Below are 22,438 nucleotides of genomic sequence, written 5' to 3'. Positions count from 1 at the left end.
GGCCAGGCTCTTCTGGCGGCGGGACAGGGTGCTGAAGTCTGGCACCGTCCAGTCGAGACCGATCAGCCGCAGGAGGCTCTCGACGAACCCGGTCGTCTGTCGCAATGCCATCCGTGCCCTTCCTTCAGGCGTTCTGAGGCCAGTGCTGAGGCCGCCGTGAAACCGGCACCTGTCCGCCCAGGCTCGGACTTTGCCCGGCAGGGGTGGCCCTTACGGGTCTTGGAACCGCAGACTACGCGGCCATAGGCCAACCGCTTGCGCAATGCCTGTGACATGCCTGGCGCTATTTCGTGCAAGAGGCGTTCAGAGGCCCTTGGGCCTAAGACCCCATGACACGTGCGCGCGTACTGCTCCAATAATTCGCCATCTTTTATGCCTAGGGCCTTAAAGATAGCCCTCAGGCCGTGGGCAGTCGGGTCCAGCCTTGGCTTGTTTTCCCAGTATTGAAGCGCCTTGTGAGACAGCCCGGAGCGTCGGGCCAGTTCCCGTTATGAAAAACCGGCTTAGATGCGCGCAGCCTTGAGGTCTGCGCCTGTTTTCCTCAGGCATCGTGCTCTTTGATGCACCGTTTGCTGGTCTCCCAATGTACTTCCTTGTGGTACTTTTCGAGTTCCATCGATCCATCAGTCACTTCCGAAACCACCTTTATTTCGTTCCAGTTCTCGCCAAAAAATGATAAGAAATGTTAAAGTGTAGCGCACTGTAAAAGTTAGTTCTTCGGATTTGTGCTAACTAAATTTGTAGGCGCCATCGTGCCTTGGTACGAGGTTATTTCATGCTTAGACCTCTAATATTTACGTTACTTTTTCTTCCGTCTGCGACCCATGCTGTTGACGTCTGCGGATTGGGCCCGCGCGTGACCTGCATCGTGGATGGAGACACTTTCTGGTGGGAGGGAGAGAAAATCCGTGCGATGGATTATGACACACCTGAACCAACGACCAACATGTGCGGCGGGGATTTCGAGCGCAAACTAGCCGCCAAAGCAACAGCGCGCTTGGTCGAGTTGTTCAATACGACGACAATCACTTTGGAGCGACGCGGCAAGGACAGATACGAACGAACGCTTGCTGTTTTGCGTTCAAATGGACGGCATGTAGGTGAAATCCTCGTGGATGAGGGTTTGGCACGCGTCTGGCCAAATGGGTGCAAGTTCTGGTGTGAAACCTGCAACTGATCTGCGTGAACTAACGGCAACGCATGGAGTTTAGGAAGTGTTTGGGATGTGTTCGCTTCGCGCGTGGTTTCTTTCCATACTGCTAGCCTTCGCTTTTCACCCAGTTCTTGCCGAACCATCCTTCGGGCAACTTGTTGGCGTGGAGAATGATTTTCTCTCATACAGGTGCTCAGAACAATCATCCGGGCAGTGGGAATGCAACTTCACGCAAACGTCCATGTCATTGAAGGTCAAGCCGGAGAACGTGCAAAAAGAGGTGGCCAAGAGGGTTGCGGCAGCGGCGGAACAACTAAGCGACTCAGAGGAGTTCGACGAGTTTTGCCACGAGTTGGATCCAATGATGAAGGCCTCCATAGAAGCAATGAGACTAATAGCCTCCGGCGATGAAGAAGTTGCAACCGCCATCCTTGATAAACTATCTGCGGAGGCACGAAGAGAATTCGATGTGGATGAATTTCGAAGGCAAGCGGCGAACAGCGACCCCAGAGAAATTGACGATTTATCAAGGCTGGCTGAAACGATTGTACGCCTATGCGACGAGCGTTCAATCGACGCTCTAGAAGCGATTATCCGGCTTGAAGTTCAGAAGGAGGCCCGAACATGCAAGCTGTTCGTGAATGAGTGGTCTGAAACCTTCGAGAAGGTATCGGACACCCGCTGGGTGATATCCAACGGCGGCCCCCGAGGCGAATGCGGCATCGTCCGGCTTGATCGGTTCGAATGCCGTGACAGGTACCTGTGTGATTTTGTCTCTGAAAAACGAGTTCTTAACCCAGAGGCACAACCGTCCTTTGGCATCCCTTGTTCGGGTCTGGAGGAAGGTGAGTTTCGGTATTCCTATGAAGACGGTGTCTACCTGCAATGCGAAATTATGACCCAGTTCTAAACTAAACGGTCAAATGCTCGATTACCTTCGAGTTAGCAGGGTCAGCGTTACCACCGTTACCCCCTATAGGGGGTGGTAACGGATGTAACGGCAGCATGACCGCGTTACGGTGCGTGAATGGTAACAGTGCGTAACGGGCGTAACGGGCTTGAGCAGTCGTTAGCGACATATCCGCTCCTCCTCAAAACCCTAAGGGTGCGGTGAAATACTTAACGGTCACTCATCGCAGCGCCACACCCAGTCATCAAAGATGCGGATGATTTCCTTGGTGTGCAGGGCCTTCTTGACGGCGTGGAACGCCTTGCGCTGAGCGCTCTCGCTATCACCGTCCGACAGGCCATGCAGGTCGCAGAATTCTCGCCAGACCTGCAGAGACACACAGCGCCTGTTTCTCGGGAAATACTCGCTGCACTTCTTCTCGCCCTTGACCGCCAGGGCGTCGTCCAGTGCTTGGATGGCGATTTTTTGCTGGGCACTCAGGCGCGGGGCCAGCTTCACCGGTTCGGTCGGCTCGACCACCGCTGACGTGACCGGTTCGCCGTCTTCATCTTCCCCGATTGCCACGTCGCGCAGCACATAGGCGAAGACCCTGCCGGTCGGCATATCCCGTTGCTTGCGCGTCTCGGCCATGATGACCGGACCGGTGCGGGCCAGGTAGATTTCGGTATCCACAGCCGCGCGCAGACTACCGCTGCCTCGTGCGCCTTTCGAGGCGTCCTTGCCGGTGTGGTGAATGACCATGATATGCGCGCCAGTGGCGTTGCGGATTTGGTCCAGGCTTCGGACGAAGGCCCCCATGTCGCGGGCCGTGTTTTCGTCACCGTTGCCCATAGTGCGGGCGAGGGTGTCGATGATGACCAGCCCGATCCGCGCGCGTAGGGTGCTAAACGCCTTCACCAGTTCCACGGCATCGCTCTCGCCGCACAGGTCCAGCATAGTCGGAAGAAGAATGAACCCATGCCGGTCTTCGGCCTGCCGGGTCAGGTCGGGGTTCTCCTTCCGGAAGGCTTCGATGCGATTATTCATCCCCGATCCGCCTTCGCCCGCGACATAGACGACGCAGCCAAACAGTTCGGATGCAGGCGGCACCTTGGCCCCGTGCCAAGACTCACCCGCCGCGACGTGCATCGACAGGTCCAACGCGAAGAAGGTCTTGCCCGCGTTGCTTTCGCCATAGACCACAGACGATGCGCACCGGTCCAACCAGCCTTTCACCAGGTAGCGCGACGACAGGACGGGTTTGATGCTGTCCAGGGGCTGCATGGCCGCCTGCAAATCGCCCGCGCGGCCTGTCAGCCATTCAGCGTTGTTGTCCCGGCTGTGGTGGTCCTTTTCCGCAAACTTCTCGAAACGATTTCCCTGACTGCTCATTGTCGGCCTCTTATGAATTCCAGGAAGTCTGCACGCTCAATCGGGGAGAACCGGTTGAAGCAAGCGACGGCATAGGCCGCGCGTTCCTCTGTCGTTGCCAGGTCGGCCCACCAGCCCGCATCGGCCATGACGTCCTCCAGGGTCGGAAGGGGCATCCCAGCCCCGCCCAGCGCCGCTGTGGCGACCATCTGGGCCAAGTCAGGGTCGGTTGCCCGCAAGGCCGCCCAGGCCGCTGTAGCGGCTTCCTGTGGCGTCAGACGGGCCTGCCAAACCACCGATGCGGCAAGCCATGCATCGGATGTGTCCAGCATCAGGGCGTAGCCCAGCGCATTGGCCGCCTTCTTGTGTGCGGGCTTGGCATCGCGCGCCATCATCGACATGGTGGCCGGGCGTGAAGCCCGACCCTCGGTTGCCGCTTTGCTCCCGGCACTCATCCGCCTATCCCCCAGATCAGGACGGCCAGCGCATGGGCCTGCGCCTCGGTCAACCCGTGCAGGCGGCGCAGATACAGGATTTGAAGGCGGGTCATCATGCCGCCTCCGCGCCGCTGGCGCGCCCTACGCGGCTGCGTAGGACGTATCGCGCGTGCGTGCCCTTGAACGGGCCGCCATGCGCCTCGTGGATGGTCTCGATATCGACGCCCAGCGCGCGCAGGTTGAACACGTATGCCGACCAGCGTGGGCCGGGGGTGTCGATGGGCGTGCAGCCCTTTCGCCCTGCCGCTATCAGGCATTCTAACGCCCAGCGGTCCCGGCCTGCGACCAGAATTTGCAGCGGTTCGGCATTATCGCGATGAATGGTGAACGGAGCTTCGCCCCAGTCGGTCTTGTCAGCCATGATGGCCTCCATGCTTGATCCACGAAGGCGCTGGGCGTATGTAGTAGGGATATCCTGGAAGATATATTCCCGCTCAATCTGCCCCGCGTCCGCGTGGAAGGGTTGAGCGGGTCTTAGCCCGCGATTGCCGCGATAGCGGCGTCTACATCAGATTCGACCCAATATAGGCGTCCGCCGATTTTCACGGGCTTGGGCAAGCGGCCCAAATCAACATCGCGGTAAATGGTGGTGCGACCACGTCCACCGAGTTTGGCCTGAAGGTCACTGAAGGTCAGGTATTTCATTGTATCCCCATTTCTGGGGTGCGCGGCCCGCTTCAAACCACTGTGCGCACCGAAAGGCCGTGGTGCGCCAAACTTAGAGTAGAGTGGTTGATCTGGGGACCAAACCCAGAACAGGTTTTGGATTGGGGTTAGTTATTCGGGCTGGGCGCACCGCGCCCGAGAACAGAATACTTGCGCCCGGCGTCTTCCATCGCCTGAATTAGCATCCCGACGTGTGGGCGACGGATATCATGGCAGAACTCTTCCGCTCTTCTTTTCCAGTTGCGTACTGTCTGCTCAGTGACGTTGAAGTGTCTCGCGACCGTCTTTGTTGGCGCACGACACTCTATTTCACCTGCTTCAACGGCCTTTAGAAAATAGACTGCCTTTGCGATTAGCGTTCGGTGAAAGTTGTTGTATGCCCGTCCATCATCACGCGCTTTCTCAAATATCTCTGGCATGATTCCGCTACCCAGATCGTCTAGGTAGAGCGCTAACTGATTAAATAGAACAAAGGGCATTGGCTCCAAAGTGTATCCATATTGCGTCTTCACTCGAGCGTACTCCCGCAGTAGGTGAGAGGCAGATTTCCACAAAAGCTTGGCTGCTTTCCGGTGTGGTTCGAGGACAGCACCGGCTGATTTTGGATAAGTAGCCATGAATTCGTCGTGCGCGGTGTCATATTCGCTTAGGACGTCTTTCCAGTGTTCTATGGATTGCTCCAAGGTCATTACTTCGGGGTTGACCACTCTCATCTGGTTAACCTGAGCACATTGTCTTCACGCTTCGTCACCAACACTGCCCACCGCTCCATGAGCGCCCGCCGCTGTTCCAGATAATCCGTGCGGCGATATGCCCGTTCCACCGCACCGCCAGTGACGTGACCTAGCGCCGTTTCAGCCACTTCAAAGGGCACGCTTTGCGTTTCGGCCACCCAGTCGCGGAAGCTGGACCGGAAACCATGCGGGCGTTCCGACATTCCGCGCCGTCCCATGAATTTGCTCATGGTCATGTCGGAAATGACACCCTTACGGACGCTAGGAAAAAGGAAACCGTCGCGGGCAAAGGGCTTTGCCTGTTCAATCGCGCCCAGCGCCTCTTTTGACAGGGGAATGCGAAACTCGCTTGTAGCATCCTTGCGGCCTTTCATGGTTTCTGCCGGAATGGTCCAGATTTCGCCGTCGATTTGGTCAAGGTGGATATGCCGGATCGGCGCAGACCGCGCCGCCGTCAGGATAAGCAGGCGCAAGGCCAGTTCCGTAATCGTGCCGCCGTCCAAGCTTTGATAGAAGGCGGGTACGTCCTGCCATGGCAGGGCAGGGATGTGTTGGGCCTTGTGGCGCTGTTTGCCCAGAAGGGCGCGCGCCTTGTCAGTGGCTTGCAAATCGACGTCCAAGCCCAGCGCCGCCGCGTGTCGCAGGCAGATGCTAAGGCGGTTGAGCGCCTTTCGCGCCGTATCGGCCTTGTCGTGCCAGATCGGGGCCAGCGTGTCGCGGATATCCTGTTGGTCCAGATCGGCCACGGGCACCTTGCCCAACTTGGGGAGGACATGGATTTCAAGAGGGCTGAACCAGCGGCCCGCCTTTCCATCGCCTTTCAGTTCCGCCTTGCGGCTTTCGAAGGTATCGCGGGCGATATCCGCCAGCAGGTGCATGTTGCGCGCTTGTTCGCGGCGCAGACGTTCCCGCTGCTTGATCGGGTCCAAACCCTGCCGCACCAGCGCACGGGCCTGTTCGGCATCCTGCCTCGCTTGTTTCAGCGATACCTCAGGGTAGGGGCCAAGCCCCATTTCGCGCCTGCGTCCGTGCACATGGACGCGCAGAACCCATTGCGCACCGCCGTCAGGCCGCTTGTTCAGCCACAGGCCGCCGCCGTCCGAGTATTTGCCGGGCGCTGCCGCTTTGGCGGATTTGTCGTTCAGCTTGTTCAGGGTGCGGGCCATCCTGTCCCCCTTTCCGTCCACCCACAAGATATGGGTCATAACGGGACAGGATGGAATACCCTGAAACAATAATCGTCAATAAAATAGAGACTTTTAGACGACACGCGGTCAGCATGGGGCAGGGAGGCACAAGGCTTATGTGCCTCTCCTGGGCACCATATATCCCCTAAAAAAAATCGTTTTGGTTCAACTCCCTGAAAAGGGCCGATAACTCTGCGCCATGGCAGCGCCCGGCGCTTTGGGCAACCACTGTCTGAGCAAGCAAAACGAAAACCGGTCCCTGCACATCAAAAATTTGGCGGGTGGTGCGCGTCGCCTCCGGCTAGGGTTTCTGCACTGGCAGAACGGAGATCCACCCCATGAAAACCCATGCCCAGGCCGTCGTGATTGGCGGCGGTCTTGTTGGTTGCTCGATCCTTTATCACCTGGCCAAGCTGGGCTGGCGCGATGTCGTGTTGCTGGAGCGGGACGAGCTGACCAGCGGATCGACCTGGCATGCGGCCGCGAATATCCACGGGCTGCACGACAACAACAACATTACCCGTATCCAGCATTACACGATGAACCTGTACAAGGAGCTGGAGAAGGAGACCGGGCAGGGCTGCGGCGTGTTCCAGGCGGGCTCGCTCTATCTGGCGCAGACCGAGGCGCGGGAACATCAGCTTCGGCTGCAAGAGGCCAAGGCGCGGTATTACGGGCTGAATTTCTACGAGATCGACAAGGACCGTGCCAAGGAACTGCACCCGCTGGCGCAGTTCGACGATATCCGCTGTATCATGTACGAACCCGATGGCGGCAACGTGGACCCCTCGGGCGTGACCTATGCCTATGCCGCCGGAGCCCGCGCCATGGGCGCCACGATCGAGCGGTTCTGCCCGGTGATCGGCACCGAGCCCCAGCCCGATGGCAGCTGGATCGTCCGTACCGAAAAGGGCGACATTCACACGCAATGGGTGGTCAACGCGGCGGGCCTGTGGGGGCGCGAGGTGGCGGCGCTGGCGGGGATCACCCTGCCGCTGCAACCAACCGAGCATCAGTATTTCGTGACCGAGGCGATCCCCGAGGTGGCGGCACTGGGCCGCCGCTTGCCTTCAATCGCGGACCGGGATGGCGAATACTACTTCCGGCAGGAGGGCAACGGGCTGCTGATCGGCGCCTATGAAAAGGATATGAAGTTCTGGGCCGAGAATGGCACGCCGCTGGATTTCGCCCATGACCTGTTCCCCGACGATCTGGACCGGATCATGGACAACGTGATCCGCGCCACCGAACGGGTGCCGTTGGCGGCGACGGCGGGGGTGAAACGGGTGATCAACGGGCCGATGATCTGGTCGCCGGATTCGAGCGCGTTGTGGGGGCCGGTGCCCGAACTGCGAAACTATTTCGTCTGTGGCGGCATCATTCCCGGCTTCTCGCAATCGGGGGGTCTGGGCCTGTTGGCGGCGCAATGGATGATCGAGGGCGAGCCGCAATACGACATGTTTGCCTGGGACCTGGCGCGGTTCGGCGACTGGGCCGACAAGAAATTCACCAAGGCGCGGGTGCAGGACCAGTATACCCACCGCTTTGCCATCCATTTCCCCAACGAGGAGCGCAGCGCCGGGCGGCCGGCAAGGGTGCGACCCGCCTATGAGATGCAACAGCAGATGGGCGCGGTGTTCGGCATGAACTGCGGTTGGGAACATCCGCTGTGGTTCGCGGACCAGCCCGGTGTGAGTGAGACCGTGGGCTTCACCCGGCAGAACTGGTGGGAGCCGGTGGGCCGCGAGGTGCGCATGCTGCGCGAGCAGGTGGGCGTGATCGACATCTCGAACTTTGCCAATTACGAGATCAAGGGGCCGGGCGCGCGCGACTGGCTGGACCGGCTGGTGGCGAACCGGGTGCCCACTGTCGTGGGCAGATCCTGTCTGACGCCGCTGATCGGCGTGCGGGGCGGGATCGCGGGCGATTTCACCATCACCATGACGAGCGAGGATACCTATATGATGGTGGGCTCGGGCATGGCCGAACGCTATCACCAGCGGTTCTTCAACATGGTGGACTTGCCCGAGGGCACCACATGCGAGGTCGCGACCAACCGCATCGCGGGCTATAACGTGGCCGGGCCCAAGGCGCGCGAGATGTTGCAGCGGCTGACCAATGCCGATCTGTCGAACGAGGGCTTCCCCTTCATGCGCTCGGCCACGATTGAGGTGGCGGGCGTGACCTGCCTGGCGATCCGGGTCAGTTTCACAGGCGATCTGGGTTGGGAGCTGCATTGCGCCGAGGCGGATCAGGTGAGGCTTTACACCGCGCTGATTGCAGCCGCGCGTGAGATCGGTGGCGGGCCGGTGGGCAGCCGGGCGCTCGGGTCCTTGCGGATCGAGAAGGGCTATGGCTCGTGGGGTCGGGAATACAGCCCTGAATACTGGCCGCAGGAAGTGGGATTGGAGCGGCTGATCAAGGCCGACAAGGAGTTCCTGAACAAGGCGGCCTGGCTGAAGATCAGGGACAACCCGGTACGCGAGGTGCTGTCGGTCTTCGAGATCGAGGCCGCGCATGGGGCGGACGCCAGCGGCGGCGAGCCGATCTTTACCCCCGACGGGAAGCCCGTGGGGAGGGTGACCTCGGGCGCCTACGGCTATTCGGTAGGCAAATCTTTGGCCATTGGCTATGCCAACCCGGCATTGGCGAAACCGGGCGACGCGCTGGAGGTGTTCCTGTTGGGCAAGCCGCACAAGGCGGTGCTGCTGGCCGAACCGCCGTTCGATCCGGCGGGGGCGCGGTTGCGGGGTTAGCCCCTCTCGCCGACCTTGGCCGCCGCCTCCAGCAACCAGGACCGGAACAGCCGCACCGATGGCGCGGGTGTGCGCGCCTTGAACCTAGCGCAATAGACCCAAGGGTTGGCGATCTCTGTCGCAAAGGGTTCTATCAGCGCACCCCTCTCCAGATACGGGGCCACCAGAACGCGTGGTAACACCGCGCAACCGGCCCCCTGTGCGGCCAGTTCCGCGGCCAGGGTCGAGACATCCGTTTTTGACCCTCTTGCCGTGTCGAAGCCCTGAAACCCGAAGTACTGCGCGACAAGGTCCCAATAGACCGGGCGCCCCATCACTTCGATCCGCCGTGCGTTGACCAACTGTGCCGGGTCCTGCAACGGCACGGAATCGACCGCGAAGCCCGGCGCGCAGACCAGCGCCAGTGTCTCGGACCATAGCTGTACCGCGCCATCGGGGATATCATCCACATGATGAATGGTGATCGAGATATCCGAAACCTCGGCCTCGACATCCGCCCAGACTGTGCCGTGAACGGTGACCTGAACCTCGGGGTACTGCGCCTGAAACGCACCTAACACTCCGGCAAGCCAGAGGCCAGCAAGGCTGGTCGGGCAGGAGACCACAACCTCGCGCCGGTGCCGCTGTGACAGCAGGGCTTCGGTGGCGATATCGATCTCTTGCAGGGCGCGACGCACCGAGGGCAGATAGGCCTCACCCAACTCGGTCAGCGCAAGCGTCCTGGGCAAACGCACAAAGAGCGGCCGGCCAAGGAATTCCTCAAGCGAGCGGACATGATTGCTGACCGCCGACTGGGTGCAATTCAGCTCTTCCGAGGCGGCGGTAAAACTCAGATATCGCGCGGCGGCCTCGAACGAGCGCAGATATGTCAGATGCGGCAAATGTCTCATGGCGCCGATCTAACGCCAGAGCGGGGGCTGCGAGCAAGCGGGACCTGACGCGTCGCGGGTCGCAATCGCACATCGCACATCGCACATCGCACATCGCACATCGCACATCGCACATCGCACATCGCACATCGCACATCAAAATCTAGGGGCAAGAAAATCTAGGGGCAAGGCGTCGATCTTTTCGCGAGTAGCGGCCTGGGACGCGGGTTAGCCTTGTCTTGCGTAGGCCCGGAAGGGCAGAGGAGGTCCCATGAACACGCACCTGACCGACCAGCAAGGCAGCCTGTCCAATACACTCGAACGCATTGCCGCATTCACGCTCGACTCCTGGGCCGAGGATTTTCCCATCCCGGTGCGCGAGGCCGCCGCACTGATGATGCTCGACACGCTCGGCGTCATCGCTGCTGCCAGCCCGCTGGACGCAGGCGTGATCGCGCGGGACGCCGCGACCCTGCTTTATGGCACCGCCGATCCCGATCACCAGGCCCGGATGATGTTCGACGGGCGTCCGGTCAGCCTGGCGGGGGCGGCTTATGCCGCCGCCACCCAGACCGACAACCTCGATGCACATGACGGCTATAACCCGACCAAGGGTCATATTGGTGTCGTGGTGATCCCGACATTGGCGGCATTGGCGCAGCATCTGCCCAACCTCTCGGGCCCCGAAGCTCTGGCCGCCGTGACGATCGGTTACGAAGTGGCAGGGCGCGCTGGCATTACGCTGCATGCCACCGTCAGCGATTATCACACTTCGGGCGCCTGGAACTGCCTTGGTGTCGCCGCCATGGCAGCCCGCCTGCGCGGGCAAGACCGCGAGACTCTGCGTCAGGCCCTTGGAATCGCCGAATACCACGGCCCGCGTAGCCAGATGATGCGCGAGATCGCGACACCGACGATGCTGCATGACGGTTCGGGTTGGGGTGCGATGGTCGGACTGTCCGCCGCAATCCTTGCCGAGCAGGGCTTTACCGGTGCACCAGCCATCACTGTCGAGGCCGAAGAAGCAGCCCCCTATTGGACTGACCTCGGCCGGTTCTGGCAGATGCAGCACCAATATGTGAAACCCTACCCCATCTGTCGCTGGGCGCATGCGGCTATCGACGGGGTGCGCAAGCTGATGCTGGACCACGGGCTGTCACACTCCGATATCGCACGGGTCCATGTGAACAGTTTTCATCAGGCGGCCTGCCTCTATCAGGGGCTCCCTCCGACCACTGCCATTGCGCAATATGCTCTGCCCTTCCCGGTTGCAATCCAGATCGCTTATGGGCGCATCGGCGTTGAACATGTCTCGGGGTCTGGTCTGGCCGATCCACTGGTACGCGATATCATGCAAAGGATCACCGTATCCGAGGACCCGCGCCACAGCAGCCGCTTTCCGGCTGGTCGATGGGCCGATGTCGCGATCACAACCACGGATGGGCGTGTTCTGGAATCGGGCGACATCAACGCGCGGGGCGGCCCCGAAATGCCGCTGTCCCGCGCCGATTTGATCGACAAATTCATGGAATACGCCGCGCCTGGCCTTGGCGACGCTCGCGCGTCGGCTGTACGAGATGCCACACTCGGGCTGATCGAACCAGACAGCCGGTTTGCCGATGTGCTGACTCATCTACTCGCCCCTGTCGGCTGATCTCTGAAACCGGAGGCGCACCGTGTCCGAAGGGCCGACAAAAAAGGTTCTCTTCGACCCGCTGCTCCGAACGATCCAGATCAGGCAGACCCAATGGCGATGATACTCTTGGCGACGGGCAGCATCTTTGAACACCTCAGCGTCGATCAACGGAACCGAGTTCAGACCATTCAGATTTGGCAGAATACCAGTCAGCCAGGACCAGGACGACCAACCATGAAAGGTGCCTGTTTCAATCTTCTCCCTCATCCTTTCCGGGATGTCCGGCAAACGGTTTACCCTGTAAACCGTTTGCCCCCGATCAGACTGCAATCAAATCGCCCATCGCCTGATGTCTCTCGATGTGCGCACAGTGGTTTCGGCGAGTCACTGCAAACGGCCCAGCAAGGTCTCGATCTGGTCCCTGACCTGGGCGCTACCCTCGACAAGACTGCGCGCGGCTGCGAGGGGTGTTTCCTCAGTTGGGTCCGGATTTCTCAGCAATGCCTGGCCCAGCAGATGAATCTCACCGAAGCGGGTCTCTTCAGCCCCGGACAAGGGTGACTCCGCCCCAGCAAGCCAGACATATCGGCTTGCAGTATCGAGATCGCCTGCCCGCACCAGTGCTTCAGCCGCCTGCTCCAAAGCACCTGACGCGCGCATCGCCTCGGCACGCAAACGCTCGGCTTCGACCCCGCTTACGGCTTCGAGCTCCAACAGCGCGCGATGTGGACGTCCGGCTCCCAATGTGGCTCGCGCGATGATCTCCGCGCGAGCCTCGCGGCTCTTTTGGTCCTGCGGCCGATCCGCAAAACGCAAGGCATCTTCGAAGAAACCCAGTTCATTCAGGCGCAAGGCAGCGGAATTTGCGGTTCCCGTTCGCAAAGCAAGAAAAGGGTCGCCGTCCAGCATGGCGACGTGACGCAAGAAGGTGATGTCGTCGGCATGTGTCGTAATCCGTTGCAGGATACGATCGACAGTGTCCTGCCATACCGCTCCCTCACGCTCCTGTCCGGGCGTCAGCAGAACCCCCATCGCCGCATCAAACTGCGCCGAAAGCGCGAGCGCAATCACATAGGCGGTCTGCAATTGCGGGCCGATCTCGGAGGTTCGGTATTCCCGCTGAAAGGAGTCCACCAGCAGCAACTCCTTGTGGGTGACGGACCCTCCCTCGGACCATCGTTTCTCGATCAATGCAATCATCGCTCGTGGTGCGTGGGTCGAGGCCGAAGCATCCTCGATCACCTCGGTCAGTTTCTGCTCCTCGATCGCCGGATTGCTCTGCAATCCTGCTATCTTTGCTTCGACAACCGCGACCGAAGGTTTGTCCGCCTCATCACCTCGCTCGACCGCGCGTACCAGATGCCGGGCGGCGTCCACGAAACCTGCCTCGGCAAGGTATTCGCCCAGAACAGGCCCCAGATACGCCCTCAGATGCGCAGGAAGGCGTCCATAACTGCGTAAAACCGCATTGGTATCGGTGTTTTCTGGTGCACGCCGTTCGCTCAAAACCGACCAGAGCGACGCAGCAGTGTCACACCCTTGAAGGCCGGCGAGCGGGTTCGGTTGCGGGGCGGCCCGTCCATCAATCGCGGCGGCAAGTGCCGCGAGCAGCGTATGGTCCGAAGAAGAGGTGGGCAGCAAGCCCAGACTGGCCCTGGCCTCGTCTCCAAATCCGAAATGGATGTAGAGTCGGACAAGCGACAAGGCAACTTGAGCATCGATCTTGTCGAACTCACCAAAGAGCCTCTCTCTCAAGCTGGCAAATTGTGTCGCGAAAGGAGTCTCATCCGCCCAATCTTCGACAACCAGACGCCTCTCTGCGATGCACCGTTGAACGGCCGGTTGAATAGTGGGGACTTCTTGCGAGACCCGCAAATCGCGATCCACGACAGTAGTGACACGCAAGTTCGGCAAGCCCAGGCCCGATGCCAAGGTTTCCGCCAACTCGGCCTGCGCTTTCGCGCTCGCTTCGTCCGCCCCGTTTACCTCCGGCGGGTTAAGTGTCAGCACCTCTTGATCGACGCCGCGCATGATCCGGGAATAGAGCCTGTTTTCAACGGTCCGCCCCCCCAATCCCGATGGAATGAATGACGGCGCCAGCTGCTGCGCGACCGAACTTCGAAGAACACCGCTTGATTTGGGCAACTGAGCGGCGTCTTCCCCTCTATCCTCGACCAGTCGATCCTTAACGAGTTGCTCTTCCTCTTTCGCCGACTGACTTGGCTCGCGGCCCATTCGCAATGGCAGCGCGACCTTCTGTTTACTGACGGGCCGATCCCGAATGTCGACGACAAGCAATGCGCCCGATTGAACAAAAGCCCGCGCTTCGCAATCACATGCAAACGAGAGCTCAAGCGGGGCACCGATTTGCGATTGGCGCAGTTCATTCAGACGTTTGCGTGGCACACGATCGAAAACTGTGTCGAAAGAGAATTTCAACTCGGGCAATTCGACGGTCAATTTCGCCAATCTGTCATCGTTTTCCAGCTTCCATCCGGTCTTTTCTGGAATGCGTAGAACCAACCGCGTGAAATCTCCATGCTCTCCTGAACGCACATCGATCTCGGCTGCATGAGCCGGCATGACCGCAACAAGAAACAGCAGAGCCGACAACACCCTTGCCATCAGGCCACGTCCTGTTTGAGATCTTTCAACGCCTGTTCCAGATCGGAGAACCCCGGGCGTATATGAGACGGCGTGTTCTGCCGCCCGACCTCGATACACATGGCCGCGTTGTGATTGTGCAGGTTGGCGACAAGTACCTCCTTGATCAGCAGGTAGAAGTGATTGTCCTCCTCAACGACCGCCTTGACCTTGGCGGCAAAGGGGCCAACGAGACCATAGGCGAGAAACACCCCGAGAAACGTCCCGACCAGCGCGCCACCGATCAGCCGCCCCAAGACCTCGGGGGGCTGGTCGATCGAACCCATGGTCTTGATCACGCCCAACACGGCCGCGACGATGCCCAAAGCCGGCAGTCCGTCCGCGACGGTCTGGAGTGCGTGACTGGAATGCATCGCGTGATGAAGGTTAGCCTCCATCCGTTTTTCAAGAACTTCCTCAACCTGATGCGGATCGTCATAGTTCATCGACGCCGATCTCATCGTGTCGCAGATCAGGTCAACGGCCTCGTGGTCGGCCTGGATGCGCGGGTATTTCGAGAACAATGGCGAGTTCGCCGGGTCCTCGACATGTTGTTCGACTTCAACCGGATTCTGCCGCGCGATACGGATAAGCGAAAACAGCAGACAGAGCAGATCACGATAATCTTCGGGCTTCCACTTTGGCCCTTTGAATACCTTTCCGACGTCCTTTAGCGTGTGTTTCACACCGCCCATGTCGTTGGAAATGAGAAAGGCGCCCGTCGCCGCCCCTCCGATCATCATCATCTCGAAGGGGAGCGATTTGAGAATGATCGTCATTTTGCCGCCGGCAGCCAGATAGCCGCCAAAGACCATTGCAAAGATCACAACGATACCAAGAATGCCGATCATTTCCACGCTCCGCTCTGTCCGGTTGAGGCATGATTCAAGCAGGAGTTTCCTAATTTCCGGTTGTCATTCGGTCGGCACATTGGCATTTCGACCCGCCAGAACGACGCTGATCGTATAAGCCACCTTTGGGCTGAGGCCGGCCATGATATCCGCCGCCGCTTCGGGCCGCATACGGGCGAGGAACCCGGCAGCAAATGTGGCATCCATTTCTTCGAACAATGCTGCCGATTCCTTGGGCTTCATCTTTTCGTAGACTTCGGTCAGCCGGCTGAGATCGCTCTCGGCGGCAACACTTGCCGCAGCTACTGTTTCGCGCAGCGCCTCTTCTGCCTGGGTCAAGTCCGCCAACTTGCGGTTGATCGCAACCTCGGCGATTTCCAGCGCGCGCATCCGTTCCATTACGGCCGACTCGCGCTGGTTTAGGTCCGCCTCCCGTTGTCGCAGCGTCGCAAGAAGGGCATGCAGATCAGCCTCGACCGGAGTGCTGCGGGATTGCGTATCCGCAACGTCTTGCATGGACTCCGTACCTCCCTCCCGCGCTAGCGCTGGTCCTGCCTCAAGCCCGATCCGGATAAGTGCGGAACCGATCATCAGGACCGAAATCAGCAGCAAGGCGCCACCCCGAGTCGTGGTTCGGGATTTCTTTACCTTCATGACGCCGCCCCATTGTTGCCCCGGTCATGGCGCATGAACATGACACCGGCAGGCGCTGGTTTCGCCTTCTCGGCAAGGGGTTGCTTGGGTTCCTGCCTTACAACTTCGGGAGGTGCTGCGGCAGCAGGGGGTGCAACATCATGCATCGACGCCATCATCAGTTCCAACCGATTCGCAACCGCTTCGGCACGCCCGGTCAGTTCTCCCAGCGCGGCGCCTGAACTGTCCGAGGCGTCGCGCGCTGCGGCCAGTGTTCTGTTCAGTTCGTCAACCTGAGACGACAGCACCGCAACCGCACCACCAACGCCTTTCTCCAGATCGTTGAAGCGTTTCAGTCGACGACCAAGCACAAAGCAGTAAAGCCCGGCGCCCAGGGCGCCAGCGACCAGAAGAATATCCGCAATCAGTTCCAAGGCTCTCTCCTAGTTCAGCACGAATTCCATCACGAGAACATCTTTGACCCGCCCTTCGCCCGCGACGATGTTGATGCGGCGCTGCATGTGTCCGCGCAGGCGAGTCAGGGCCAACGGATCATTTAGATCACCGATCTCGATGGCGCGCAGATACCCATTCAGCACGTCGACAATTCGCGGTCTGATTTTCTCGACATCGGCGCGGTATTGCTCGGGCACTTCAAGTTGGGCATGAAATCTCAAATGTCGTAGGTCACCCTCGCCCAGCAACGAAACCATGATCGGTTGCAAGTCGACATATGCTACATCGGGCAGGGCAACCGGTGCGGCGGCCCCATGATCCCCGGTCGCCAAAGCATGGTCATCAGCTGGCTTTGTGCCCAGCGGAATCAGGCCGGAGATTGTCGCAAAATAGCCACCACCTGCCCCGACAAGAGCCAGAACGAGCCCAACGACCAGGCCCTTCTTGCCCGATTTCTTTTCCGGTTCGACCTCCTCGGCGGTTGCGTCCGTCATGCCGTCCTCGTGTTTGGTTCAACCACCGTAATAGCCCGGCAGGAACTAACCGATTGTTAAGGCCAATCGGAGAAACAGAGAGTACGCCGCGCAGAAGGTCGGCGAGACGGAGGTAGACGTGCAGCAGATAAGAAATGTCTGGGCAAGTTTGGACAAGAAGCGACAGTTCATCGTCATTGGCGCTGTCATCGCGGTGTTTCTGGGGGTGCTGGGTCTGACCAGAATGGCCGGGTCACCGAACATGCAATTACTCTTTGCGGGGTTGGAGAGCGGTTCGGCGGGCGAAGTCGTTCGATCGCTTGAGCAGCAGGGCGTACCTTATGAGGTACGCGGCGGATCGATCTATGTACCTGCCGCTCGGCGTGATGAATTACGCCTGACGCTGGCATCCGAGGGGCTACCTGCCAACGGCGGACGCGGTTACGAACTGCTCGATTCGCTGAGCGGATTCGGCACCACGTCCCAGATGTTCGATGCCGCGTACTGGCGCGCCAAGGAGGGCGAACTGGCCCGCACCATCGTGGCCAGCCCTCATGTTGCGCAGGCCCGCGTGCATATCGCCAACAGCTCGTCCAACCCGTTTCAGCGCAGCATCGAACCGACCGCCTCGGTTTCGATCGTTCCCTCGGGCTCGGAGATCTCGCCCGCCCAGGCCAACGCGATTCGCTATCTGGTCGCCTCGGCGGTTTCGGGTATGGTTGCCGAGGGCGTTACAGTAATCGATTCCAATGGAAATGTGATCGGCACCCCCGAGGCCGCGACATCGAGCACCTCCGAAGACCGGGCCCAGCTGATGCGCGAACGGGTCTTGCGCCTGGTCGAGGCGCGAGTTGGCCGCGGCAACGCTATTGTCGAGGTCAGTCTCGATACGGTGACCGAGACGGAATCGATCCGCGAGCGCCGATTCGATCCCAATGGTCGTGTCGCGATCAGCACCGATGTCGAGGAAAGGTCTGACGCATCGAAGAATCAAACCTCTGATGTCACCGTGGCCTCCAACCTGCCGGATGGTGACGGAGCGGTCGGAGATGAATCGAACTCCAGCACCAGCGCAACGCGCGAACGGGTGAACTATGAGGTCTCGGAAACCGAAACGGAAATCCTGCGCACCCCCGGCGCCATCAAACGGCTGAGTGTAGCGGTTCTGGTCAATGGCCTGCCCGCAACCGAAGAGGATGGAGGCAACCGGTTCACCCCACGCCCTGAAGAAGAACTGAACGCGCTGCGCGAACTGGTCGAATCGGCTGTTGGATTCGATCAGGCCCGTGGTGACATCATCACCTTGAAGTCCATGGAGCTGCCGAACCTCGAGCCTCAGGGGACACTGGCCAGCAGTTCGATGCTGAAAGGGTTGGCTTTTGACATGATGTCGCTGATCCAGATGGCGACCCTGGCTTTGGTCACGATCGTTCTGGGGCTCTTCGTCGTACGGCCGATCCTGACCAGGCCCGCGGCTTCCCCGAACCTGCTGCAAGTGGCCCCGCCTCCGGGTGGTGGCACCCCGCAGGCCAGCATCCCGGCACTGACCGGCGAGATCGAGGACGGATCGCCCGGCACCGCCCAACTTCCGGGTACCGCTTCGCCGAAACGGGGCGCGGTTCCCGCACTCGCCAATGGCGGCGCAACACCGGTTGATCGTTTGCGTGCCATGATCGGTGACAAGCAGGAAGAAACCGTCGAGATCCTGCGCAGCTGGTTGGAAGAAAACGAGGAGAAAGCCTGATGACCATCGCGCATCTGCTAGAGGATTTCGAGATCAACCTCATGGACCCCAGCCGCGTCCGCCTGATGGACGAGGACACACTGGAAGAGGTCCGTCTCTCAGCTTTCGAGCAGGGCTATTCCGCCGGATGGGACGATGCGGTTTCGGCCCGGTCCGAACAACAAGGTCAATTGAACGCCACCCTCGCCCGCAACCTGGAAGATCTCTCCTTTACCTACCATGAGGCGCTAGGCCAGATGACCCAATCCCTCGAACCGATGTTCGAGAGCCTGATCGGCACGGTTCTGCCCGAAACGCTGGAACGGAGCTATACGCATCACATCGTCGAACAACTCAAATCCATGGCACGCGAGCAGGTTTCGCAACCGGCCCTGCTGATCGTTCCCGCCGGTGTCAGCTCTGCCCTCAAACCCATCCTTTCCCAAGAATTCTCCTTCCCCGTCCAACTAGTCGAGGAATCATCGCTTCCGGCTGGTCAAGCCTGTCTGCGCATCGGCACCGCCGAGCGGGACATCAATTGTTCGGCCCTGCTGAACTCCATCGGCGAAGCGATGGACTCCTTCCTGCACCAGGCCAAAGAGGTATCGTGACATGAGCGACCCGCAAAAACCGATCGAGGCAAAGAACCCTTTCAACTCGGTACCGATCGAAATCACCGTTTCGGTTGGGCGCGCAAGACCGCTGATCCGCGACCTGGTCGGACTTGGAGAAAATGCCGTGCTGACCCTCGATAAACGCGTCGAGGACCCGGTCGATCTCTATGTCGGGGACCGGCTGGTCGCGCGGGGTCAACTCGAAGAACTGACCGGGGAACAAGCGGGGCAGTTGGCAGTCCGACTGACCGAAATCTCAGATTTGGCAAGCGACCTGGGATGAGGCGTACCGCTCCTGGCCTTGCATTCTGTATCCTGCTGGCGGGTCTGTTGCTCTCTCAGCCGGCAGCGGCGCAGGACCTTTCCCTTTCTCTGGGTGAGGGCGGGTCGGTCTCCGCCCGTACCATCCAGCTTATCCTTCTGATCACCGTGCTCAGCCTGGCACCCGGGCTGGCCATCATGATCACCTGTTTCCCGTTTCTGGTCACGGTTCTTGCGATCCTTCGTCAGGGGATCGGATTGCAGCAATCTCCCCCCAACATGCTTATCGTCAGCCTCGCACTGTTCCTGACTTATTTCGTGATGGAGCCGGTCTTTACCGAGGCATGGACTTCGGGGATCGCGCCGATGATGGCCGAGGAACTCGCGTTGGAGCCGGCCTTGGAACAGGCAATCGCCCCTTTCAAGGCATTCATGGCAGCAAGGCTCGACGCAGACACCTTCTTTGCAATGGCCGATCTGCGCCCCGACGGCGCGGAAATGACCGCGACTCCCGAAGCTCCACTCTCGGTCCTGATCCCCTCGTTCATGCTGTCGGAAATCGCGCGCGCATTTCAGATCGGCTTCCTGGTATTTCTGCCGTTTCTGATCATCGACCTGGTCGTCGCCGCCGTTCTGATGTCGATGGGCATGATGATGGTGCCGCCCGCGACTGTTTCGCTCCCTTTCAAGCTGGCCTTCTTTGTTCTGGCGGATGGCTGGTCACTTATCGCCAGCGCCCTGGTTCGCAGCTACATGCCGTAAGAACGAGACAAAAGCTGCAAGCCCAGGATACCCGCCCTCAGGCGGGTATCCTTTTGCCCTCTTGCCTCGCGTCTCGCGCCCTTGGTGCACGTTACACCGCTGCAATGACCAAAAACCGCCGACCCATATCACAAGGGTCGGCCGCCTCGATCCCGAACAGTGTTCAGCGCACAACGAATTCCGCGTGCAATGCACCCGCCGCCTTGATGGTTTTCAGAATGTCGATCATGTCGCGCGGCGAAACGCCCAGCGCGTTGAGACCCGCGACCACATCGGAAAGAGAGGCGCTTTCGGGCACCTCGGCCAGTTTGATACCGGGTTCCTGCTCGATCTCAGCCGTGGTTCTGGGGACGACCACGGTGTCACCTTCGGCAAACGGGTTGGGTTGAACAGCAATCGGCGCTTCCTCGACCCGCAAGGTCAGGCTGCCTTGCGAGACAGCAACGCGCGAAATACGTACCTCCGCCCCCATCACGATGGTGCCCGAGCGCTGATCAACCACCACCCGCGCCTTTCGCTCCGGCTCGACGAGAATGTTCTCGATCCGCCCAATCGCATGCGCGGGCGACCTCGCCTGCGTGGCCAGAATGTCCAGTTCGACAGTGCCTGAATCCCGCATCACCGCGACCCGTCCATTGAACGCGGAATTCACTGCTGCCTCGATCCGACCGGCGGTGGTGAAATCCGGCTCACGCAGTGCCAGGCGCAGTTGGGTCAACGACCCGAGATCAAAGTCGATCTCGCGCTCGACCCGAGCGCCCGCCGGGATCACCCCGGAGGTCGGTACGCCTTGCACGACCGAGGCTGCCTGACCTTCGGCCGAGGCACCCCCGGCCAGCACCGTTCCCTGAGCAACAGCATAGATTTGCCCATCAGCCGCATTCAGCGGCGTCATGATCAGTGTTCCCCCAAGCAGGCTTTTTGAATCGCCAATCGCCGATACCGTTATATCAATCTGACTGCCGACCCTTGCGAAGGGCGGCAGCGAAGCTGTGACGAAGACCGCTGCGACATTCTTTGGCCGAAACTCCTCGCCAGTCACATTGACACCCAGACGTTCGAGAATGTTCGACATGATCTCTTCGGTAAACGGGGCGTTGCGCAACCCGTCGCCCGTACCGTTCAGCCCCACCACCAAACCATATCCGACCAGATCGTTCCCCCTGACCCCATCGAATTCCACAAGATCTTTCAGACGAACCGCCCCCGCCTGAACAAAGCTGGGAAGAAGAAGGAAACACACAAGCAAGCGGATCACGGTCATCTCAGAAAATTCACCAATGAAAGGCGCGAGTTGCGCACGGTGGTTGTATAGAGGCTCTCAAGCTGGAACTGCACAGCCTCCAGTCGAATTGCGGTTTCATAGGGATCAGCGCCCACAAGCTCACCACGAGCAAGCTCAAGGCCACTCTTGGCAGCGCCGTTTCGGATCGCGGCCTTTTCGATCCTGGCCTCGGCATCACCGGTTTCTGCCTGGAGCGTGACGATACCATCACGCGCGCCCAGAAGGTCAACGCCGACCTGCTTGAACAGTGCGGTCTTGGTGTCAGCGGACAAACCGAGTGTTGGATCCTCGGCCAATGCAGCAACCGATGCCAGCCGCAACGCATCGCGAAAGGCCGGATCGTCGGCGCGCCGGTTCAGTGCGACCTGCGTATCCTCGGACACCTGGATTGGTGCAAAAGATTGATCCGCCCCCTCGTAGACCGTTGCGACGAAACCTGCCGGATCGTCGAACCAGTCTTGCGCCGCCTGCAGGATGTCAGTTGGCGTGGACAAACCGGACAGAGCCGTTCGCAATTCGGACAGAAGCGTGTCAGCAGAGGCCAGCGGCGCCTGATCGGTCGCAATCCCGGCAAACAAGCTGCGCCCGCCGACAGAGGTATTCAGGGCCGAGATCATCGTGCCCAGCGCCCCATGCGCCTTGACACCCGCCTGGGCATGGCTGACCGCCTGGTTGGAAATCGAGACCGCCAACAGCGCCTCGGACAGGTCGCTGGCAGTTTCTTCCACGGTGCCAAGGCTTGTCTGGCTGGCAGATGCCATCAGCTTGGACTCGGCATTTGCTGTCGAAAGGGCCGAGAGGCGCCGCAAGGATCGATCCATATCTGCGAGATGCGAATAGTCCCCTCGAAGCCGGCCGGAAATGTCGGAGACCTCGCCTGTGCTCAGCTCGCGGGTCAGGGTGTTTACTTCGTTGCGGATACGGGTTCCGTAGCTTCGCAGCATCAAGTTTTGTGCCAAGTCTCCCAGTGAATTCATAG

General features: G+C 60.0%; 22 protein-coding genes and 2 pseudogenes. 8 read left to right on the top strand and 16 right to left on the bottom strand.

Annotated features, from left to right (window positions below; all coding sequences use genetic code 11):
* Both AC2FL1_RS18035 and AC2FL1_RS18030 read right to left on the bottom strand, forming a co-directional pair.
* Positions 1-111 (bottom strand): annotated as a pseudogene (locus AC2FL1_RS18035) (transposase); the annotation flags it as partial.
* A 6-nt stretch (positions 112-117) separates the two neighbouring features.
* A pseudogene (locus tag AC2FL1_RS18030) lies at positions 118-201 on the bottom strand (HGGxSTG domain-containing protein); the annotation flags it as partial.
* 655 nt (positions 202-856) lie between these two features.
* Here AC2FL1_RS18030 and AC2FL1_RS18025 point away from each other — a divergent pair.
* Positions 857-1,177 carry a thermonuclease family protein gene (locus AC2FL1_RS18025; RefSeq protein ID WP_496877846.1) on the top strand — a complete coding sequence of 107 codons (321 nt, stop codon included), beginning with the start codon at positions 857-859 and terminating at the stop codon, positions 1,175-1,177.
* A 217-nt stretch (positions 1,178-1,394) separates the two neighbouring features.
* Complete coding sequence (locus tag AC2FL1_RS18020) at positions 1,395-2,063, top strand: hypothetical protein (protein WP_496877845.1); 669 nt, start codon at positions 1,395-1,397, stop codon at positions 2,061-2,063.
* 216 nt (positions 2,064-2,279) lie between these two features.
* Here AC2FL1_RS18020 and AC2FL1_RS18015 read toward each other — a convergent pair whose 3' ends face one another.
* The 6 genes from AC2FL1_RS18015 to AC2FL1_RS17990 all read right to left on the bottom strand — a co-directional run bounded on the left by AC2FL1_RS18015 (position 2,280) and on the right by AC2FL1_RS17990 (position 6,476).
* Positions 2,280-3,434, bottom strand: a complete 1,155-nt coding sequence (locus AC2FL1_RS18015; protein ID WP_496877844.1) for a helicase RepA family protein — start codon at positions 3,432-3,434, stop codon at positions 2,280-2,282.
* Positions 3,431-3,868 carry a hypothetical protein gene (locus AC2FL1_RS18010; protein ID WP_496877843.1) on the bottom strand — a complete coding sequence of 146 codons (438 nt, stop codon included), beginning with the start codon at positions 3,866-3,868 and terminating at the stop codon, positions 3,431-3,433. The genes AC2FL1_RS18015 and AC2FL1_RS18010 overlap by 4 nt, the downstream gene beginning before the upstream one ends.
* Before the next feature lie 94 nt (positions 3,869-3,962).
* The gene (locus AC2FL1_RS18005; RefSeq protein WP_496877842.1) at positions 3,963-4,271 is read right to left on the bottom strand and encodes a winged helix domain-containing protein; all 309 of its coding nucleotides are present in this window, start codon (positions 4,269-4,271) and stop codon (positions 3,963-3,965) included.
* Between the two features lie 113 nt (positions 4,272-4,384).
* On the bottom strand, positions 4,385-4,555 hold the full coding sequence (locus AC2FL1_RS18000) for a helix-turn-helix transcriptional regulator (RefSeq protein WP_496877841.1): 171 nt from the start codon (positions 4,553-4,555) through the stop codon (positions 4,385-4,387).
* A gap of 128 nt (positions 4,556-4,683) precedes the next feature.
* The gene (locus tag AC2FL1_RS17995) at positions 4,684-5,289 is read right to left on the bottom strand and encodes a helix-turn-helix domain-containing protein (RefSeq protein ID WP_496877840.1); all 606 of its coding nucleotides are present in this window, start codon (positions 5,287-5,289) and stop codon (positions 4,684-4,686) included.
* On the bottom strand, positions 5,286-6,476 hold the full coding sequence (locus tag AC2FL1_RS17990) for a tyrosine-type recombinase/integrase (RefSeq protein ID WP_496877839.1): 1,191 nt from the start codon (positions 6,474-6,476) through the stop codon (positions 5,286-5,288). The genes AC2FL1_RS17995 and AC2FL1_RS17990 overlap by 4 nt, the downstream gene beginning before the upstream one ends.
* Positions 6,477-6,835: 359 nt before the next feature.
* On the opposite strand from AC2FL1_RS17990, the gene AC2FL1_RS17985 reads away from it, so the two are divergent.
* Positions 6,836-9,253 carry a GcvT family protein gene (locus tag AC2FL1_RS17985; protein WP_496877838.1) on the top strand — a complete coding sequence of 806 codons (2,418 nt, stop codon included), beginning with the start codon at positions 6,836-6,838 and terminating at the stop codon, positions 9,251-9,253.
* Here the strand turns inward: AC2FL1_RS17985 and AC2FL1_RS17980 are convergent.
* Entirely contained in the window at positions 9,250-10,143 is an 894-nt protein-coding gene (locus AC2FL1_RS17980) for a LysR substrate-binding domain-containing protein (RefSeq protein ID WP_496877837.1), read from the bottom strand. The two genes, AC2FL1_RS17985 and AC2FL1_RS17980, sit on opposite strands and share 4 nt — an antisense overlap.
* A gap of 250 nt (positions 10,144-10,393) precedes the next feature.
* Here AC2FL1_RS17980 and AC2FL1_RS17975 point away from each other — a divergent pair, with 250 nt between their 5' ends.
* A complete protein-coding gene (locus AC2FL1_RS17975) occupies positions 10,394-11,776 on the top strand; it encodes an MmgE/PrpD family protein (RefSeq protein ID WP_496877836.1) in 1,383 nt (460 codons plus the stop codon).
* 366 nt (positions 11,777-12,142) lie between these two features.
* Here AC2FL1_RS17975 and AC2FL1_RS17970 read toward each other — a convergent pair whose 3' ends face one another.
* The 5 genes from AC2FL1_RS17970 to AC2FL1_RS17950 all read right to left on the bottom strand — a co-directional run bounded on the left by AC2FL1_RS17970 (position 12,143) and on the right by AC2FL1_RS17950 (position 16,835).
* Positions 12,143-14,383, bottom strand: coding sequence for a hypothetical protein (locus AC2FL1_RS17970; protein WP_496877835.1), 2,241 nt, complete (start codon positions 14,381-14,383; stop codon positions 12,143-12,145).
* Complete coding sequence (gene motA / locus AC2FL1_RS17965) at positions 14,383-15,252, bottom strand: flagellar motor stator protein MotA (RefSeq protein WP_496825229.1); 870 nt, start codon at positions 15,250-15,252, stop codon at positions 14,383-14,385. Before motA ends, AC2FL1_RS17970 begins: the two co-directional genes overlap by 1 nt.
* A 63-nt stretch (positions 15,253-15,315) precedes the next feature.
* Positions 15,316-15,906, bottom strand: a complete 591-nt coding sequence (locus AC2FL1_RS17960) for a MotE family protein (protein WP_496877834.1) — start codon at positions 15,904-15,906, stop codon at positions 15,316-15,318.
* Positions 15,903-16,319: a hypothetical protein gene (locus AC2FL1_RS17955; RefSeq protein WP_496877833.1), complete on the bottom strand. Its 417-nt coding sequence runs from the start codon at positions 16,317-16,319 to the stop codon at positions 15,903-15,905. The genes AC2FL1_RS17960 and AC2FL1_RS17955 overlap by 4 nt, the downstream gene beginning before the upstream one ends.
* 9 nt (positions 16,320-16,328) lie before the next feature.
* Positions 16,329-16,835: a flagellar basal body-associated FliL family protein gene (locus tag AC2FL1_RS17950; protein WP_496877832.1), complete on the bottom strand. Its 507-nt coding sequence runs from the start codon at positions 16,833-16,835 to the stop codon at positions 16,329-16,331.
* 118 nt (positions 16,836-16,953) lie between these two features.
* Between AC2FL1_RS17950 and fliF the strand changes: the two genes are divergently transcribed.
* The 4 genes from fliF to fliP are packed head-to-tail and all read left to right on the top strand — an operon-like array spanning position 16,954 to position 20,174.
* Complete coding sequence (gene fliF / locus AC2FL1_RS17945) at positions 16,954-18,558, top strand: flagellar basal-body MS-ring/collar protein FliF (RefSeq protein ID WP_496877831.1); 1,605 nt, start codon at positions 16,954-16,956, stop codon at positions 18,556-18,558.
* Positions 18,558-19,148 (top strand): ABC transporter ATP-binding protein, encoded by a 591-nt coding sequence (locus tag AC2FL1_RS17940; RefSeq protein WP_496825234.1) that lies wholly within the window; start codon positions 18,558-18,560, stop codon positions 19,146-19,148. The genes fliF and AC2FL1_RS17940 overlap by 1 nt, the downstream gene beginning before the upstream one ends.
* 1 nt (position 19,149) lies before the next feature.
* The gene (locus AC2FL1_RS17935; RefSeq protein ID WP_234144630.1) at positions 19,150-19,434 is read left to right on the top strand and encodes a FliM/FliN family flagellar motor switch protein; all 285 of its coding nucleotides are present in this window, start codon (positions 19,150-19,152) and stop codon (positions 19,432-19,434) included.
* Positions 19,431-20,174 carry a flagellar type III secretion system pore protein FliP gene (gene fliP / locus AC2FL1_RS17930; protein WP_496877830.1) on the top strand — a complete coding sequence of 248 codons (744 nt, stop codon included), beginning with the start codon at positions 19,431-19,433 and terminating at the stop codon, positions 20,172-20,174. The genes AC2FL1_RS17935 and fliP overlap by 4 nt, the downstream gene beginning before the upstream one ends.
* Positions 20,175-20,337: 163 nt before the next feature.
* Here the strand turns inward: fliP and AC2FL1_RS17925 are convergent, their stop codons facing one another.
* Together AC2FL1_RS17925 and AC2FL1_RS17920 are read right to left on the bottom strand one after the other, a co-directional pair.
* Entirely contained in the window at positions 20,338-21,438 is a 1,101-nt protein-coding gene (locus AC2FL1_RS17925) for a flagellar basal body P-ring protein FlgI (protein WP_496877829.1), read from the bottom strand.
* Entirely contained in the window at positions 21,435-22,403 is a 969-nt protein-coding gene (locus AC2FL1_RS17920; protein ID WP_496877828.1) for a flagellin family protein, read from the bottom strand. Before AC2FL1_RS17920 ends, AC2FL1_RS17925 begins: the two co-directional genes overlap by 4 nt.
* Positions 22,404-22,438 lie beyond the last annotated feature (35 nt).

This window comes from Ruegeria sp. YKSF070 (assembly GCF_059612725.1).
The sequence above is the reverse complement of the archived record's forward strand: the minus strand, read 5'-3'. Positions and strand labels throughout refer to the sequence as shown.